Origin of the sequence: Gloeocapsa sp. PCC 7428, assembly GCF_000317555.1 — a bacterium.
GTDB lineage: Bacteria > Cyanobacteriota > Cyanobacteriia > Cyanobacteriales > Chroococcidiopsidaceae > Chroogloeocystis.
On the sequence record NC_019745.1, the window covers coordinates 2,626,886 to 2,642,911 of the forward strand.

At 44.0% G+C, this 16,026-nt stretch carries 15 protein-coding genes and 1 tRNA gene; 10 read left to right on the forward strand and 6 right to left on the reverse strand.

Translation table 11 applies throughout. The features are described 5' to 3' along the window. Positions 1 to 831, reverse strand: coding sequence for a prohibitin family protein (locus GLO7428_RS11445; RefSeq protein WP_015188705.1), 831 nt, complete (start codon positions 829 to 831; stop codon positions 1 to 3). Positions 832 to 1,016: 185 nt separating this feature from the next. Between GLO7428_RS11445 and nfi the strand changes: the two genes are divergently transcribed. Next, positions 1,017 to 1,685: a deoxyribonuclease V gene (gene nfi / locus GLO7428_RS11450; RefSeq protein ID WP_015188706.1), complete on the forward strand. Its 669-nt coding sequence runs from the start codon at positions 1,017 to 1,019 to the stop codon at positions 1,683 to 1,685. A gap of 304 nt (positions 1,686 to 1,989) precedes the next feature. On the opposite strand, the gene GLO7428_RS11455 is transcribed toward nfi, so the two are convergent. After that, entirely contained in the window at positions 1,990 to 2,451 is a 462-nt protein-coding gene (locus tag GLO7428_RS11455) for a hypothetical protein (protein WP_015188707.1), read from the reverse strand. A gap of 591 nt (positions 2,452 to 3,042) precedes the next feature. Between GLO7428_RS11455 and GLO7428_RS26045 the strand changes: the two genes are divergently transcribed. Further along, positions 3,043 to 4,155: an AMIN domain-containing protein gene (locus GLO7428_RS26045; RefSeq protein WP_015188708.1), complete on the forward strand. Its 1,113-nt coding sequence runs from the start codon at positions 3,043 to 3,045 to the stop codon at positions 4,153 to 4,155. 44 nt (positions 4,156 to 4,199) lie between these two features. Here GLO7428_RS26045 and GLO7428_RS11465 read toward each other — a convergent pair whose 3' ends face one another. After that, complete coding sequence (locus GLO7428_RS11465; RefSeq protein WP_015188709.1) at positions 4,200 to 4,727, reverse strand: DUF3172 domain-containing protein; 528 nt, start codon at positions 4,725 to 4,727, stop codon at positions 4,200 to 4,202. Positions 4,728 to 4,944: 217 nt separating this feature from the next. On the opposite strand from GLO7428_RS11465, the gene GLO7428_RS11470 reads away from it, so the two are divergent. Both GLO7428_RS11470 and GLO7428_RS11475 read left to right on the forward strand, forming a co-directional pair. Further along, positions 4,945 to 5,700 (forward strand): ABC transporter permease, encoded by a 756-nt coding sequence (locus GLO7428_RS11470; protein WP_369792530.1) that lies wholly within the window; start codon positions 4,945 to 4,947, stop codon positions 5,698 to 5,700. A gap of 115 nt (positions 5,701 to 5,815) precedes the next feature. Then, positions 5,816 to 7,612 (forward strand): autotransporter domain-containing protein, encoded by a 1,797-nt coding sequence (locus GLO7428_RS11475; RefSeq protein ID WP_015188711.1) that lies wholly within the window; start codon positions 5,816 to 5,818, stop codon positions 7,610 to 7,612. A gap of 226 nt (positions 7,613 to 7,838) precedes the next feature. Here the strand turns inward: GLO7428_RS11475 and GLO7428_RS11480 are convergent, their stop codons facing one another. Further along, the gene (locus GLO7428_RS11480) at positions 7,839 to 9,566 is read right to left on the reverse strand and encodes a succinate dehydrogenase/fumarate reductase flavoprotein subunit (protein WP_015188712.1); all 1,728 of its coding nucleotides are present in this window, start codon (positions 9,564 to 9,566) and stop codon (positions 7,839 to 7,841) included. A gap of 329 nt (positions 9,567 to 9,895) precedes the next feature. On the opposite strand from GLO7428_RS11480, the gene GLO7428_RS11485 reads away from it, so the two are divergent. The 4 genes from GLO7428_RS11485 to GLO7428_RS11500 are packed head-to-tail and all read left to right on the forward strand — an operon-like array spanning position 9,896 to position 13,727. Continuing rightward, complete coding sequence (locus GLO7428_RS11485; RefSeq protein WP_015188713.1) at positions 9,896 to 10,879, forward strand: alpha-ketoacid dehydrogenase subunit beta; 984 nt, start codon at positions 9,896 to 9,898, stop codon at positions 10,877 to 10,879. Positions 10,880 to 10,913: 34 nt separating this feature from the next. After that, on the forward strand, positions 10,914 to 12,329 hold the full coding sequence (gene secD, locus GLO7428_RS11490; RefSeq protein WP_015188714.1) for a protein translocase subunit SecD: 1,416 nt from the start codon (positions 10,914 to 10,916) through the stop codon (positions 12,327 to 12,329). Continuing rightward, positions 12,326 to 13,297, forward strand: coding sequence for a protein translocase subunit SecF (gene secF / locus GLO7428_RS11495; RefSeq protein WP_015188715.1), 972 nt, complete (start codon positions 12,326 to 12,328; stop codon positions 13,295 to 13,297). The genes secD and secF overlap by 4 nt, the downstream gene beginning before the upstream one ends. Before the next feature lie 16 nt (positions 13,298 to 13,313). Continuing rightward, entirely contained in the window at positions 13,314 to 13,727 is a 414-nt protein-coding gene (locus tag GLO7428_RS11500) for a hypothetical protein (RefSeq protein ID WP_015188716.1), read from the forward strand. Between the two features lie 11 nt (positions 13,728 to 13,738). Here the strand turns inward: GLO7428_RS11500 and GLO7428_RS11505 are convergent. Beyond that, positions 13,739 to 13,809 (reverse strand) — tRNA-Gly (locus GLO7428_RS11505). A gap of 204 nt (positions 13,810 to 14,013) precedes the next feature. On the opposite strand from GLO7428_RS11505, the gene GLO7428_RS11510 reads away from it, so the two are divergent. Continuing rightward, entirely contained in the window at positions 14,014 to 14,454 is a 441-nt protein-coding gene (locus GLO7428_RS11510) for a hypothetical protein (protein ID WP_015188717.1), read from the forward strand. Positions 14,455 to 14,603: 149 nt separating this feature from the next. Here GLO7428_RS11510 and GLO7428_RS11515 read toward each other — a convergent pair whose 3' ends face one another. Beyond that, positions 14,604 to 15,242 (reverse strand): LysE family translocator, encoded by a 639-nt coding sequence (locus tag GLO7428_RS11515; protein WP_015188718.1) that lies wholly within the window; start codon positions 15,240 to 15,242, stop codon positions 14,604 to 14,606. A gap of 104 nt (positions 15,243 to 15,346) precedes the next feature. Here GLO7428_RS11515 and GLO7428_RS11520 point away from each other — a divergent pair, with 104 nt between their 5' ends. Beyond that, positions 15,347 to 16,021 (forward strand): MotA/TolQ/ExbB proton channel family protein, encoded by a 675-nt coding sequence (locus tag GLO7428_RS11520; protein WP_015188719.1) that lies wholly within the window; start codon positions 15,347 to 15,349, stop codon positions 16,019 to 16,021. Positions 16,022 to 16,026 lie beyond the last annotated feature (5 nt).

Sequence of the window (16,026 nt, forward strand, 5' to 3'; positions counted from 1 at the left end):
TTACTTGCGACTCGTTAAACTAGCAGCATCAACGTTAATCAACGGTAGAGTACCGTTACCGCTCATTACGGTAGGAAAACGACCATCCCACTTTTCGATTGCTTGTTTTTGCAAAAGTTCTGGCGTGAGTGTCAGCCTTTGCAGTCTTTGGGCTTCGGCTTGTCCTTTAGCGCGGTTGACTTCGGCGATCGCCTCTTTGGAAGCTTTCAAAGCGATAAATTCGGCTTGTTTGGCTTCTTGTTCAGCAATTTGTTTTGATTCAATTGCTTTGCTAAACTCTGGCGAGAAGGCAAAATTCACAAGCGAAACATCATCAACAACAAGCCCATAATTGGCTAATCGACTTTCAAGTTGTTTGTCAATTTCTTCTTTTAAATCCGTTCTTTCGGTAATAATTTGTTCAGCCGTTTTTTTCGCCGTTGCTGCTTTTAGTACTTCAGAAACAGCCGGAGTAATAATACCAGCAACAATTTGTTCTTCATCGCCAACTTGCTGATAAACTTTATTTACTCTAGCCGGATCAATATGCCAATTCAGCGAAATTTCTGTGGTGACTTTTTGCAAATCTTTAGAAGCTGCATCAGAATTAAAACTACTTTCTTGCACGCGGACATTGATACTTCTAACAGTAGTCACAATCGGCATAATGGGGTGAATCCCCTCATCTAAAACGGTATCTTGGACTTTACCAAATCGCATGACGACACCTCTTTCACCAGCATTAACGATGGCAAAAGGTTTAAAGACAACTGCTGCAAGTACAAGAGCAACACCGCCTGTAAACAAAACTCCTGACTTGAGACTATCGATAGCACCAAATCTGGTTCGCATATTGTATGTTTGAGTAATTTAATAGCGAAAGTGAATAAATTGATGGAGCTTTTTTTTGCGCTGTTTTGGCAATAATCTACCCTTATAGAAGCTGAACTTATCTTTCGTTAATGTTCACTACAGTTAGTATCGCTGCTATTTAGGAAAAACTCAAAAAGTATAATCAAAACTTTATAAATACTTTAATGAAAATTCGCCAACATCATTCTTGGATACTCACAGTCGAAGAGGCGATCGCGCTTCAAGAAAAGTTAACAAAAGAAGTGATTACGGTAGATCAAATTCCGCAGCCAGTGCGGTATGTTGCTGGGGTAGATATGGGATTTGAATCGGCTGGAACAATTAGTCGCGCGGCTGTAGCTGTGTTGAGTTTTCCAGCGTTGCAATTGCAAGAGTATGCGATCGCGCGTCGCCCGACATCGTTTCCTTATATACCAGGATTGCTATCGTTTCGTGAAATTCCTGCGTTACTTGATGCTTTGGAAAAAATTAATACCACACCCGATTTAATTCTCTGCGATGGTCAAGGAATTGCGCATCCGCGCCGCTTGGGTATTGCCTCGCATTTGGGATTAATTTTAGATATGCCAACAATTGGTGTTGCGAAATCTTTGTTGGTTGGTAAACATCAAGAAGTGCCGAATATCAAAGGCAGCTGGCAACCTTTAATCCATCGCCAAGAGACGATTGGGGCAGCATTACGAACGCGTGTAGGTACAAAGCCAGTGTATATTTCGAGTGGTCATCGCGTGAGTTTACTGACAGCGATTGATTATGTTTTGCAATGTACGCCAAAATACCGCTTGCCAGAAACGACGCGAATTGCCGATAAGTTAAGTAAGAGCGATGATTGACGCTTTATTGATAAAGTTGGTGCGATTTGGAAACTTGGAGAAGCCCCCTAAATCCACGCCAGTTGCTACAACAAGGGAAACCTTACGGTCGGTTTGCTTAACGGAGGACACCTCTGCACGCAACCAACCTCCCGCACCGTAGTGGTTTCCCAAGCTTGGACTTTGAAAGGTTTGGAAACTTCTTAGCCAGGCTAGGAGATTAATTAAGGGACTTTATACCAATGAAGCAATTGCTAGTTACAAGATAGATGATACGAAAACTTTAAATTGAAATTTTTATCTATCAGAAGATAAGCAGACTAGTCTACAAAAATTTAGAAGTTGATTTTTGCCATCTCAGATCTATAATACGAGTTCCGTCTAGAGTACGATTAATATGTGTAGGGCAATCGACCTCAGTGCCAGCAAGCACAGCAGCAGAAGTCAAGTGTTCAGCTTCTAGTCTGCTCATACCTTTATTCATCAGTTGAGAGCGGTACTGCCCCTTTGCCGACTCAGAAGCATTTTCAACGCTCATATTAGCATTAACAATTGCTGAACAAGTGTTATTACCAATTGTTCTTGCAAAGTTGATTAATGCGATTTCAGAGCCGAAATAGGGAACATATCCATCTATTGCTCCTACACTAGCCAAGATAACTTTATAACATTGTGTTCCGCTTAGCCCTTGGCACTGGCTTGCGTTAGCTGAGGCTGTATAAATAAAAGTAGTTAGGATAGAAGTGAGGGCAAAAGTAGTTTTAATACTTTGAAGGAGACGGGACATTTACTTTTTTCTAGCAAGTAGTTGTTACGTATGCCAATTTTGGCAAAGCTACTTAACTGTTGTATTTGTTGTTACTACGGATTTTTGTTTCCTAAGTACAAATGATGTTCTAGTGCGGGTTTGAGCATTTATAGATGTGGTTTCCTTTACAAAAGTGCCGTTAGTTTGAAGAGTAGCTCTTGTTGACGGTAAAGGAAGTAGGGGTTTAAACGTAAGGGTTTACAGAGTCAGAGGGCGATAGTCGAAAGCCTAAGTAATTCCTTTGGCTTGCTACCCACTCAGAACACAACTTTGTTGAAGATATCCTTGTTTGCTACCATGAAATACCTGTAGAACTTACGCAGTTAATGTCATGCTGAACTAGCGTTTTGCATCTTTGAGGTTCTAGCGATCGCCTGCGGCAAAGCTACGCTACACTACGTGAACGCGGCGCTCACAATGACAAAATAGCATTCAAGTACGTAACTCCTGAATTAGCTAAATGCTTTTTCGGTAATAAAAGATAAAACTTCCTTCGTTAAAGAGATTTAAGATTTTTCGACTGAGATTGCCTCTACAATCCAAAAGTGACAAGCTAGCCAACTCGGAATAATGAATAGGGGATATTTAGGTAACGAGCGTTTGGGAAGTCGATTCGGTTTGATACCGTTGATGGGGTTAATGACAATAGTCGCTGTAGAAAGTGGCACAAAGCCTGCATCTCCTGCTGCAACTTTATCAAGTTGGCGCTTCGATCCTGCGGCAAATCAGTTAGAAATTACGCTAGAAGCAAAAACAACACCTAATTACTTTTTGCTCGATCAGCCGTTACGGATTGTTCTTGATTTACCGAACACGCAGTTAGGAAAAGTCGCGACACAACAAGATTATACTGGGGCAGTTCGTCAAGTTCGCGTTTCGCAGTTTGATAAAAATGTGACGCGGATTGTTTTAGAACTTGCGCCCGATACTATTTTAAATACAGGGCAAATGGTGCAGCTACAACGCACAACACCGCAAGCGGCTACAGGCGATCGCTGGGTATTACGTCCCCAAATTGCGCGTGAAACGTCACTTCCTACTACACTACCGCCCGCAACGCCTCCTAGCCCCCAACAGCCCGTCGTTAGCGTACCACCGTTACAACCATCGCCTACCGCGAGTTCTGCACCCAACGAACTAATTATTGATTTTGGGCAACCGTTACCTACAACTGCGCCAAGCGTTACACCGCCAACTCCCCCTAGTAATGTTACAGCACCTGTTATCGTTGTTCCTGCGAGTCCTGCACCACTTCCTAATACGGCTTTACCCAATACGGCGATGTTGAGTAGACAGTCACCCGATGTTCTATTACTCGCAGGTACAAGGCTTAACCTTCGCTACGCTGGTGAATCACCGTTACTTCTCAAAGCAGGCGTTCCCCAACCTGCAAAAATGGTTCTTGCAGAAGATGTTCGCGATCGCAATCTGAATGCTCAAAGTGTCGTTATCGATAATTTAATCGCCCCCGCCGGTACGACAGTGACTGGAGAATTTGAAACTGATACTCGTGGTAGCCGCTTTGTGGCGCAGGCGATCGCGCTTCAAGGTCAAAATTTGCCTTTAGCGGCTGAATCAGGTGTTCTTGACGCCGCTGATAAAGTCGCTGCTGCTAACGCGACAACGATAGAACCAGGCAAAATTGTCCAAATTCGCTTAACTCAAGACCTCATAAAAATTTAATTGTGAGTAACGGAACAATGATGACCCGTTACCCTATCCAGTCATTAAAACCTTTGTGTTTCTTGAGGTACAACTGCTCCTGGTTGATTTAAGTAGAAGTTCTTGGCAGCATCATTTTGATAAACGCAACTAATTTCCGGCGAACTTCCCAAGTCGCCCGTAAACGCAAATGTATTCATGCGCTGTTTACAATCGCGTACTTGGTCTGATGTTACTAGCCTTCGTTGCACCAGAAGATCCCAATTGCTCGTCCGCAGAACGCATCCAGGTCTTAGACTAGGTTGCGCAACATAGACATTGAATGGATTGAGCGAGACAAACAAACGCGTATCCAACTCCATCGCGCTAGCCCCATACTGTACGCATAACTCAGGATTAGGCGCAGTCTGATCGATAAATTCGCGGGAAACAACGTTACCAGGGCTAAGTGTCGTTGTCGTGCTAAAGGCAATACCAATGCCAATTCCTAAAATAAAAACCCCCGCTAGCACAAAGATCGAGGTGTAGTTTAAAGCTGTGGATACAAAGCCAGGAGATTTAGTTTCAGGAGTTCTAGTATATTTACGTTTCATCTTTGCTCGGTTATGCCAGTTACTAAATAGATAGTATGACGATCTTATTCTCGCAATAGTTTAGGGCAAGCGGGGTGCTTGGATCGCGTGCGCGAGATGCACTGTTTTTACATTAGATGTAAATTAATTAACACAACTTTATGTCTCAACAACAGTGAATTCTCAAAGCTCACGACAACTTGGTAAAACAAATCAGTTTTCTCAATGGCGATCGCTCATTGCAGATAGCCTCACGGTGTTTTGGGGTGATTGGTTGAAGTTGCGCGTACGCATTGCCCAAATAGCAGCCTCTGGGTTAGTGTCACCACTGATTTATATTTTAGCTTTTGGGCTAGGTTTGGGTAGCTCCTTACCGCAGCCAGCGATTGGAAATAGTTATTTAGAGTTTATTTTGCCAGGAATGGTGGCATTGTCGTCAATGACGATTAGTTTTGGAGGTACGACGTTTTCCATTTGTGGCGATCGCTTGTTTACCAAAACGTTTGAAGAAATGCTGCTTGTTCCGGTTCATCCGCTGGCGTTGCATATCGGTAAAATGCTGGCAGGTATTGTGCGTGGATTGATGACGTCCGGTTCGGTGATTTTTATCGCTATTCTATTTACTGGGAAAATTTGGAGTTTCCTTAACCCGTTATTTCTGCTGTTGCTTGTACTTAATTGTGCCGTCTTTGCAGGGTTGGGAGTTCTTGTTGGATTAAATGTGCGATCGCTTGAAAGTGTTGGACTATATAACAATTTTTTAATTATTCCGATGTCTTTTTTAGGCGCAACCTTTTTTGATCCTGCTAGCTTACCCGCCGCCTTAAAAGTGATTGTTTATCTTTTACCGCTTACCTATACCAGCACAGGATTACGCGCTGCTGCTTACTTACCGCTGTCGCAGTTTCCGTGGTATAGCATCCCAATTTTACTAGGGTGTGCGATCGCATTGTCGATGCTAGGAGCATATCAGTTTGCGCATCAACAAGATTGATTGTGATGGGTAAGGCATACCTTACCCCTCTAATAGCTAAGAAAATTGTTGATAAATATTAGAAAAAACGAAATTTGTGATAAGGAGTTAGGTAGGTGTGAGGATGTAATGAAGTATGAAAAAAATTGTGGCAGCCGCATTGTTTGTCTTTGCGATGTTGCCTTTCAAGGTATCTGCTCAAACTTATTCAGAATTCTACATCTTCGGCGATAGCTTAGTCGATGATGGCAACTTATTTCAACTCACAGGTGGACTCATTCCACCAAGTCCGCCATACTTTAATGGGCGATTTTCTAATGGTCTTGTTTTTGTCGAAATTTTAGGAACTGAGTTAGGAATCCCAACTGAGGCAACAAATAACTATGCTTTTGGTGGAACAACCTCAGGAAACATCAATTCACTCAATTTTTTAGTAGGTGCGCAACTACCATCGTTACCCGCGCAGCTAAATCTCTTTCTCACTACTACCGGAACTACCAGCGCTGATGCATTGTATGTCTTATGGGCAGGGGCGAATGATTATATCATTTTGCCACCAGAACTACGGACAACTGATACCCAAGCGGTAGTCAACAATCTGTCTAATGCACTTACAACACTCATCGATGCTGGGGCGCGTAACTTAATTGTGCCTAACTTACCTGATTTGGGTAATACTCCCCAAGAACGTGTTTTACCAACTGCAACTGCACTAACTGCGTTAACAAATAGCCATAACGCTAATTTAAGAACTGCGTTGCAAGGATTAGCGGCAAATCGTGACATTAATATTATTCCACTCGATGTCAATGCGCTATTGGGTGAGGTAACGGCTGATCCGGCAACTTATGGCTTGACAAATGTTACTGATTCATGCTTGGGCAACCCAAACTGCACTAACCCCGATCAATTCTTATTCTGGGATGGAATTCATCCTTCAGCGCAAAGTCATCGCATTATTAGTGAATACGCGGCAGCTGTCATTACTGCACCGCAAGCAATTATTCCCCAAACTGATATTGCTTTGAATATTGCCAAAAGGCACGTACAGCATATCGATGCACGCTTATCAGCGCTGCGTGGAGTTCAAACTTCTACCGACAGGCGTTTGGGTGTATTCCTGAATGGCAATGTCAACTTCGGCGATCGCAATACGACAAGTAACGAACCTGGCTACGACTTTATTAACACTCATATCACGGCAGGTGTAGACTACCGCGTTACAAACAATCTGGCGCTTGGTGTTGCGTTAGGTTATGTCGATAATGACACTGATTTAAGTAACAACTTGGGCGACATCAATGTTGATGGCTATGCTGTTTCAGTTTATAGCAACTTTGTCCAAAATAACTTTTATACCGACGCGGTTCTCAGCTACGGCAATAATAACTTTGATATCGCGCGCCGAACGAATTTTTATAACCGTACTGCTACGGCGGATACAAATGGCAATCAATTTTCAGCAGATCTCAATAGCGGTTATGTGATTCGCTCAGGAAATGTTGCCTATGGACCGACACTTGGTTTGAGATACGATCGCATTAATATTGACAGCTACACTGAAAACAATGCTGGTAGCTTGAATCTGCGGATTAATGACCAAGATGCTGAATCGTTTGTGCTAAGTGTTGGCGCGCAAGCATCTGTTGCTTTTAATACTGATGTTGGTACGGTTATTCCGCATCTCCGTGCCAGTTACGAACGCGAATTAGCTGATAATAATCGAGAAATTGTAACGGAACTTGTTACCCAGCCAGGAATTCCGCTGCGCACCCGTGTAAGCGATCGCGATCGCGATTATGTCAAATTAGGCATTGGCGCACAGATAGTTTTTTCGGAAAATGCCTTAGGTTTGATTGATTACGAAACCGCGATCGGACGCGATAATTTTAACGAGCAAGTTGTTAAAGGAGAAATTCGCTACCAATTTTGATGTAGTTAATAGATGATATCATCTCCGGTTAAATAACCAGAACAATAGTTGACAGTGAACAGTGAAGAGAGTGTGGGAAGACTTTGTCAACTGTCAACTATCAACGGCGAGTCATTAAACTATGCGCGAGCGGGGAGTGTCGAACCAGGTTCTAAGCATCTCTTCAATTGCTATAATTGGTGATAGGAGCAAATCCTATCACCAATTAACCATTACCCATTACCAATTAATACTTTCTTTCTTGTGGTTCAAACATCGTAATTGTTACAGGACGATATTGTAGGTCAATTCCCGCAGGTGAATAGTAAGCCATCGTGTGTTTGAGAAAGTCAGTATCATTGCGATCAAAGTAATCTTCACGGTAATGCGCGCCACGACTTTCTTGGCGATTCAATGCTGAGGCGAGAATGACTTGTCCGACAACAAATAAACTTTGAAGTTCTAATGCTTCAATAATTTCTGTATTCCAACACGTACTTTTATCGTCTAAATAAATATCTGGATATTGCTGTTGCAATTGTTGGATTTGTTGTAAACCTTCTTGCATAATTTCTGCGGTACGAAAGACGCCACAATGCTGCGTCATGCAGTCTTGAAACGCGGTACGAACTTGGTTGATGCGGTACTTTCCTGGTTGTTCGAGTAAGGCTTGTAGGCGACGCTGGGCTTCTGTGATGTAACGTTGCTCGTCGATTATGGGTAACTTGCGATTTTGCACATACTGCGCGATCGCCGCCCCTGTTCTCCGCCCGTAAACGACACATTCAAGTAGTGAATTGCTTCCTAGACGATTTGCGCCATGCACCGAAACACACGCACACTCACCCGCCGCGAAGAAACCCTCAACTAAATTGTCACCACTACTGCGGACTTGTCCATTGGTATTCACCGGAATTCCCCCCATCGAATAATGCACCGTAGGGCGTATCGGAATCGGTTGATGTACTGCGTCAATTCCAACTAAGCGGTGGGCTTCTTCCCAACAAAAGGGAACGCGACTCATAATTTTTTCTTGTCCCATATGACGCAAATCGAGATAGACAAATGGTCCTCCTGCACTACCATCAGGATGAATACCACGACTTGCACGAATTTCAAGCGCGATCGCGCGCGATGTGATATCGCGTGGTGCTAATTCCATCCGACTCGGTGCATAATTCGCCATAAAGCGATCGCCTTCGCTATTAATTAAATACGCACCTTCACCGCGCACAGCTTCCGAAATCAAAACGCCGACTGGATACAAACCGGTGGGGTGAAATTGCACAAACTCCATATCTTCCAACGGCAACCCGACCATTGCGGTCATTGCCAAACCATCACCTGTGGAAGCATAATCATTCGAGGTGGTATTATAAACGCGACCATAACCACCGGTTGCAAACATCACTGCTTTAGCGCGAACGATTTCTAAATGTCCATCGCGAATGTTGTACGTCACAATTCCTTTGGCTTGACCATCTTCTAAAATCAAGCGCAGGACGTACCACTCATCGTAAATTTGGACGCCATATCGCCGTAAATTATTGACAAGTTCGTGTAAAATTGCGTGACCAGTTTTATCGGCTGCGTAGCAAGTGCGGTTATGCGAGTGTCCCCCAAACGCACGTTGCGCAATCCGCCCATCGGGTAAACGGGAGAATAACACCCCCATGTGTTCCAGATCGATCACTACATCTGGTGCTTCTCGCGCTAGCAATTCCACCGCATCTTGATCGGCGAGGTAGTCAGAACCTTTAACCGTATCAAATGCATGGGCTTCCCAAGTATCACTAGCATCGACATTTTTGAGCGTTGCAGCGATTCCCCCTTGCGCGGCGACTGAGTGCGATCGAATTGGGTGCGTCTTGGCAACAACCGCAATATCTAGTTTTGGATCAGTGCGGGCAATTTCTACTGCGGCGCGACATCCGGCTAATCCGCCACCAACTATAACAACATCGTGTTCGAGCATGATTTAGTATAAAATTTTTGCTTTTAATTTAGCTTATAAATCTATTGTGGTCTGAAATCTGTAAAGCCTAGCGAATGAATTCGCGGCTTAAAAACAAAGTCCACCTGCGTGGACTAAAGAAGATCAAGGCTGTAAAAATCTGTGAAGACAGGTTTTGTTTGTGTAGCGGCGGTTGAAACCGCGTCTTTTCTTAGTTTCAAAACAGCACGCAACCTTAACAACCAAAACATCAAAGAAGTTCCCCTGACCCCTGACCTCTGACCTCTGACCCCTCTTAAAAAGGGTTAATATTATAGACTAACCGATTAATACTCATCCACCTTGCGTTCATGGCAGAAACACTCTTTTTTAACGCGCTGCGTGCCGCCATTGATGAAGAAATGGCACGCGATGCCACCGTATTTGTTCTCGGTGAAGACGTCGGACACTACGGCGGTTCGTACAAAGTTACCAAAGACCTTTATAAGAAGTACGGTGAACTGCGGCTACTCGACACACCAATCGCCGAAAATAGCTTTACCGGACTCGCTGTAGGTGCGGCAATGACGGGGTTGCGCCCGATTGTTGAAGGCATGAACATGGGGTTTTTACTGCTTGCCTTTAACCAAATTGCGAATAATGCTGGAATGCTACGCTACACCTCAGGCGGTAACTTCAAAATTCCGATGGTGATTCGCGGTCCTGGTGGCGTGGGTAGGCAACTCGGTGCCGAACACTCGCAACGGCTAGAAGCTTATTTTCAGGCAGTTCCAGGGTTAAAGATTGTCGCCTGTTCTACGCCTTATAACGCCAAAGGATTACTCAAGTCAGCGATTCGTGACGAGAATCCAGTACTATTTTTTGAACACGTACTGCTGTACAACTTAAAAGAAGATTTACCCGAAACTGAATATTTATTGCCTTTAGATAAAGCCGAAGTTGTCCGTCAAGGCAAGGACGTGACAATTTTGACGTACTCGCGAATGCGGCATCACGTCATGCAAGCGGTCAAAACTTTAGAAAAAAATGGCTTTGACCCTGAGGTGATCGATTTAATTTCGCTCAAGCCTCTCGATTTTGAGACGATTGGCGAGTCGATTCGCAAAACGCATCGTGTCATTATTGTGGAAGAGTGTATGCGTACTGGCGGTATTGGTGCTGAACTGATTGCTTCAATTAACGATCGCCTTTTCGATGAACTCGATGCACCTGTACTGCGCTTGTCTTCACAAGATATTCCGACACCTTACAATGGAGCTTTAGAACGATTGACAATTGTGCAGCCTGAGCAAATTATCGAAGCAGTCGAGAAAATGGTGGCGTTACGCGTTTAGAACGCATTTACATTGTTGCAGGCGGGTTTAGAGTATGCAAAGACAGCGATCGCTATTGGCTTTGATCGTCGTTTTGGTAATCGCTGCGATCGTGGCGATCGCCAGAATTCCGATTTCCTTGGGGCTAGACCTCCAGGGTGGTTCGCAGTTAACGATTCAAGTGCAACCAACAGCGGAAATTCCACAAATTACTGACCGCGAACTAGAAGCCGTTCAGAGGGTAATTGAAAATCGAATTAATGGTTTGGGTGTTTCGGAACCTGTTGTGCAAACAGTCGGGCAAGACCAAATTCTTGTCCAACTGCCTGGTGTGAGCGATCCTGAGCAAGCTGAGCGGGTGCTTGGCGGTACTGCCCAGTTAGAGTTTCGCACGCAGCGACCTGGTACCGAAGCCCAATTATTTGCCGAACAGCAAGTGCGATTGGCACTGCTAGCAAAACAGCAAGAGCTAAGAACCACAGGTAACACCGCAGAAATTCAGCAAAATCAGGAAGCGATTGACCGTAGTAATACAGCGATCGCGCAGTTATTTGAAAGCACGAATCCTCCGCTGACAGGCAGAAACCTCGAAGATGCGTTTGGTCAACCCACGCAGGTCGCCAACAACTGGGAAGTTGGGATTCGCTTCGATTCACCTGGTGCTGAACTTTTTGCGCAACTGACGCGTAATCTTGCAGGAACAGGACGCAGTATCGGTATTTTTCTTGATAACGAATTAATTAGCGCTCCTACAGTAGGTCCTGAATTTGCGCAAACCGGAATCACTGGAGGATCAGCCGTAATTACAGGACGCTTTACTGCCCAAGAAGCGAACGATTTAGCAATTCAATTACGTGGTGGCGCGTTACCTGTCCCTGTTGAAATTGTCGAGAATCGGACTGTAGGTGCCACCTTAGGAAGAGACAGCATTCAACGCAGTATTTATGCTGGTATTGGTGGTTTGATTCTCGTGTTGATCTTCATGGTCATCTACTATCGCCTTCCTGGTTTAATTGCCGATCTATCTCTCGTTGTTTATGCTTTACTCACCTGGGCGAGTTTTGCGTTACTCGGTGTCACGTTGACACTGCCTGGAATTGCGGGTTTTATTCTTAGTATTGGTATGGCAGTTGACGCTAACGTCCTGATTTTTGAGCGAACGCGCGAGGAACTTCGTGCCGGTAAGTCGCTGTATCGTTCAGTTGAATCAGGGTTTTACCGCGCTTTTTCCAGTATTTTAGACAGCAATGTAACAACCTGGATTGCTTGCGCAGCATTGTTCTGGTTAGGAGCAGGTTTAGTACGTGGTTTTGCCTTAACTTTGGCGCTTGGTATCGCCGTGAGTATGTTTACAGCGATTACTTGTAGTCGTACGCTGATGTTTATTGCCATTAGCTTGCCTTCGTTGCGTAAACCAGAATTGTACTGCCCAAACCTACCAGCAGTTCGGAGGGCAGAGGTGACACGATGAAACTGAGTATTAACCAATCGCGAAAACTATGGTGGACAATTTCTACCGCCGCAATCATTGCTGGGTTCGTGGCAATGCTGATTTCTTGGCAGCAAATTGGCGCGCCATTGCGTCCTAGTTTAGATTTTGTTGGCGGTACGCGATTACAACTCGAACGCGATTGTAGTCAACCGAATAACTGCGCTCAACCGATAGATATTACTGCGGTGCGCGAAGTTCTCGCCGCGCAAGGACTTTCTAACAGCAGCATTCAGATTTTGGGGCAAGAACAACAAGGAATCTCGATTCGCACGAGTACCTTAAATGTCGAGCAACGGACGCAGTTGCAAGATGCATTAAGTCAACAAATTGGTGCATTCGATCCGCAATCGACGCAGATCGACACCGTAGGTCCAACAATTGGTCGCCAGTTGTTAACTTCTGGCTTGTTGGCGTTAATTGTCTCGTTTGTCGGCATTATCATCTATATTAGTCTGCGGTTTCAGTTGGACTTTGCCGTATTTGGAATTATCGCGCTCCTGCATGATGTGTTGACAACGGCAGGCGTTTTTGCCATTTTAGGCTTAGTGTGGGGCGTTGAGGTAGACAGTTTATTTATTGTTGCTTTACTCACCATCACGGGTTTTTCGGTTAACGATACTGTGGTAATTTATGACCGAATTCGGGAAATATTAAAAACAAGTCCTGACCGTCCGATTAGTGATATTGTCGATGATGCTGTCAATCAAACGCTCACAAGATCAATTAACACGACATTAACAACATTACTCGCGTTGTTTTCTATTTTTCTATTTGGTGGAGAAACTTTAAAATACTTTGCTTTAGCATTGATTATCGGTTTCATTTGTGGTGCTTACTCCAGCATCTTCATCGCGAGTACTCTCCTTGCATGGTGGCGCGAACGTAATGGTCAACGTTTGGCAACACAAGGTGCATCTGTGATTAATTCCTCACCGGAAGATCCTTAGAAATCCTACCCTCACTATGGCTCAACCCAATCAGCCACGCTATTACAATCAATCTGAAATTTATCACGACACAACTTTTAAACAGCAAGTTGAGAAGCTACATCAGCTAACTGTCTACGGTAGATGGTTGTTTGTCGGTATATTGTGGCTAACGATTGGTTTGTTGAGCTTGTGGGGGTTACGCGAAGAAATTGCTTTGTGGCGACAGTATTTCACCTGGGTAGCAGTGCGCTATGGCTTGTACTACAACCCAATACCAACTTTGGGTTTAGCAATCTGTATTGGGATGACTTTAAGTGTCTTGATATGGCAAAGTCGCAATATCCTCTGGGGAATACCTTCGCAGGAAAAGCGCCGTTTAGAACAACAAGTGCATCGCATTCGTCAACAAGGTGCGACTCATCCATTATGGAAGTGGGTTTGTCGGTAGTTTAAATTTTAAGCGGGCAGCGAGAATCGAACTCGCATCAATAGCTTGGAAGGCTATGGTTTTACCACTAAACTATGCCCGCAGCGGAATCTAGCTTAACTAAGATAACACATATTGCTAATTGAATACAAATTGATCTTCATTTTTTCACTGTGTCAGTTTAAAAGCTGCACTATACTAAGCGGACAGATCGCACCATACTGAAGTTATGCCATTTCACTTTGAAGTTACTACAGATAGGCAGTTTTTATTTAGTGAAAAGGTATTAAATGCCTTGGAGTAAATAATGTCGTCGCGTACCAATCGTCGGAATGGATACCTTGCGGCTGTGCTAGGAAGCTTAATTGGTGCGGGAACTTTGATTCCGTTAGGTTTGCGTTTGGGAATTGCATACGCCCAAACGTTTATGCCTCATGCTGAACTTGATGGGCTGATTCCACCGATTCTAGGTGGATTTGTCGGCTGGTGGATGGGTTCAGTGTTGGGATGCTGGTTAGGTTTACGCTGGCGACGTTATCGCGAAGCTCATAAAACAGCTATTGTATTGACGGTGCTGACACCTCTCGGCATATTTTTATGGGTATTTATTTCTATTAATTTGTCGAACTGGGTTAGGGATAATATAAGTGGTTTAGGGTTCGTACAAATCGACGAGACTGTAGTTACATCAATAACAATTGGTTTTACGGTTGTTGTTTTAGCATTGCTTTCACGGTTGTTAACTTGATGATTTTGCCTCTAGTTTGAGGCTTAGAGAGGTTCGCCCCCTAAATCCACGCCACTTGCACTCGGCGAGGACGCCTCCAAGGGCGCAGTGGCTCCCCTTAATGGTTGAGAAGTTCTTCGCACTTTTGATTTTTCAAATTCCAGATAAGGTTATTCTTGTTCGGCTATGGCGAGGCGGAGTCCAATGAAGATGAGAATTGAGCCTGCTAGCCATTTTTGGAATTTAGCTATACCGGAACTGTTGCGCAACCATGTTTGTAGCCAAGTACCAGCTTTACTGAGGACTAGAACAACGACGGTAAGCCAAAGAATTGAGAGGATAACAAATAGCATTCCTAGTGCGATCATCTGTAGTGCTGCATCGCTTCGGGTAGGATCGACAAATTGCGGGAGAAACGACAAGAAGAATAGCGCTAATTCGGGGTTGAAAATGTTTGTGAGTAATCCTTGCGAGAAGGTGTTTGATAGCGTTGTTGTTTGTGGAATTGTGACGGTAGAATTGCGATCGCGCGCTAAAAGTGTCCGAATTCCTAAGTAAATTAGGTACCCCGCACCTACATATTTAACAATGTTGTACGCTACTGTTGATGTCATCAAAAGCGCGGAAAGTCCAGCAGCTGCGGTTAATACATGAACAAGAATTCCTACACTCAATCCAATCGCAGAAATTGCACCAACGCGTTGTCCTTGTTTTAGAGTACGTGCAGTTACATATAGCATTCCAGGACCAGGCTTCACAATCAAAACAATGGCAGTACCTATGAATACGACAAGACTCGAATCAAGCATGACTTCTTTTGTTGATTTGATAATCCTCTCTTAACTTTAACAGTGTATTTAAGTAGAACAGGTATCTACATACACAGCGATTTCAAGAGCCAGAGAAAATAAACATGGCTAGAGTATATGACACCTTAATTGCAGGTGGTCCGGTGATGTTGCCCTTGTTAGGGCTTTCTATTGTAACGTTTGCTTGTGCTTTGGAACGTGCTTGGTTTTGGTTTCAATTACTCAGTAAAGAAGATCGAATTGTTCATGATGTGTTAGCAGCAGCACGTTTTGATTTGATGAAAGCTGCAAATATAGCTCAAAAAGCTCAATCTTTACCAATTGGTCGTTTTTTATTTGCCCCTTTGAAATTAAATCAACCGACTCCTGAAACTTTTCGTTTGGCGATGGAAGCGGCGGGAGATAAAGAATTTACGCAAATGCGTAAAGGCGATAAATTATTAGAAACTGTCGTAGCGCTTGCGCCTTTATTAGGATTACTAGGCACAGTTACAGGTTTAATTGGTACGTTTAATAATTTAAATATTGGTGGCGGTGGGACAACTGCGGAAGCAACACGCGCAGCTGCGGGTATTGGTGAAGCCTTAATTACTACGGCTACAGGAATGATTGTGGCAATTATTGCGTTAATTTTTTTCCGAGTTTTTGTGACGCTACAATCTCAACAAATTGATTACTTTTCCGATGTGGGTAGTGAATTAGAACTCATCTATCGCCAAACTTGGTATGAACCGATGTTCAGTTCGATTGGACAAAATAGTACTCAGGGTAACGGGTAATTTAT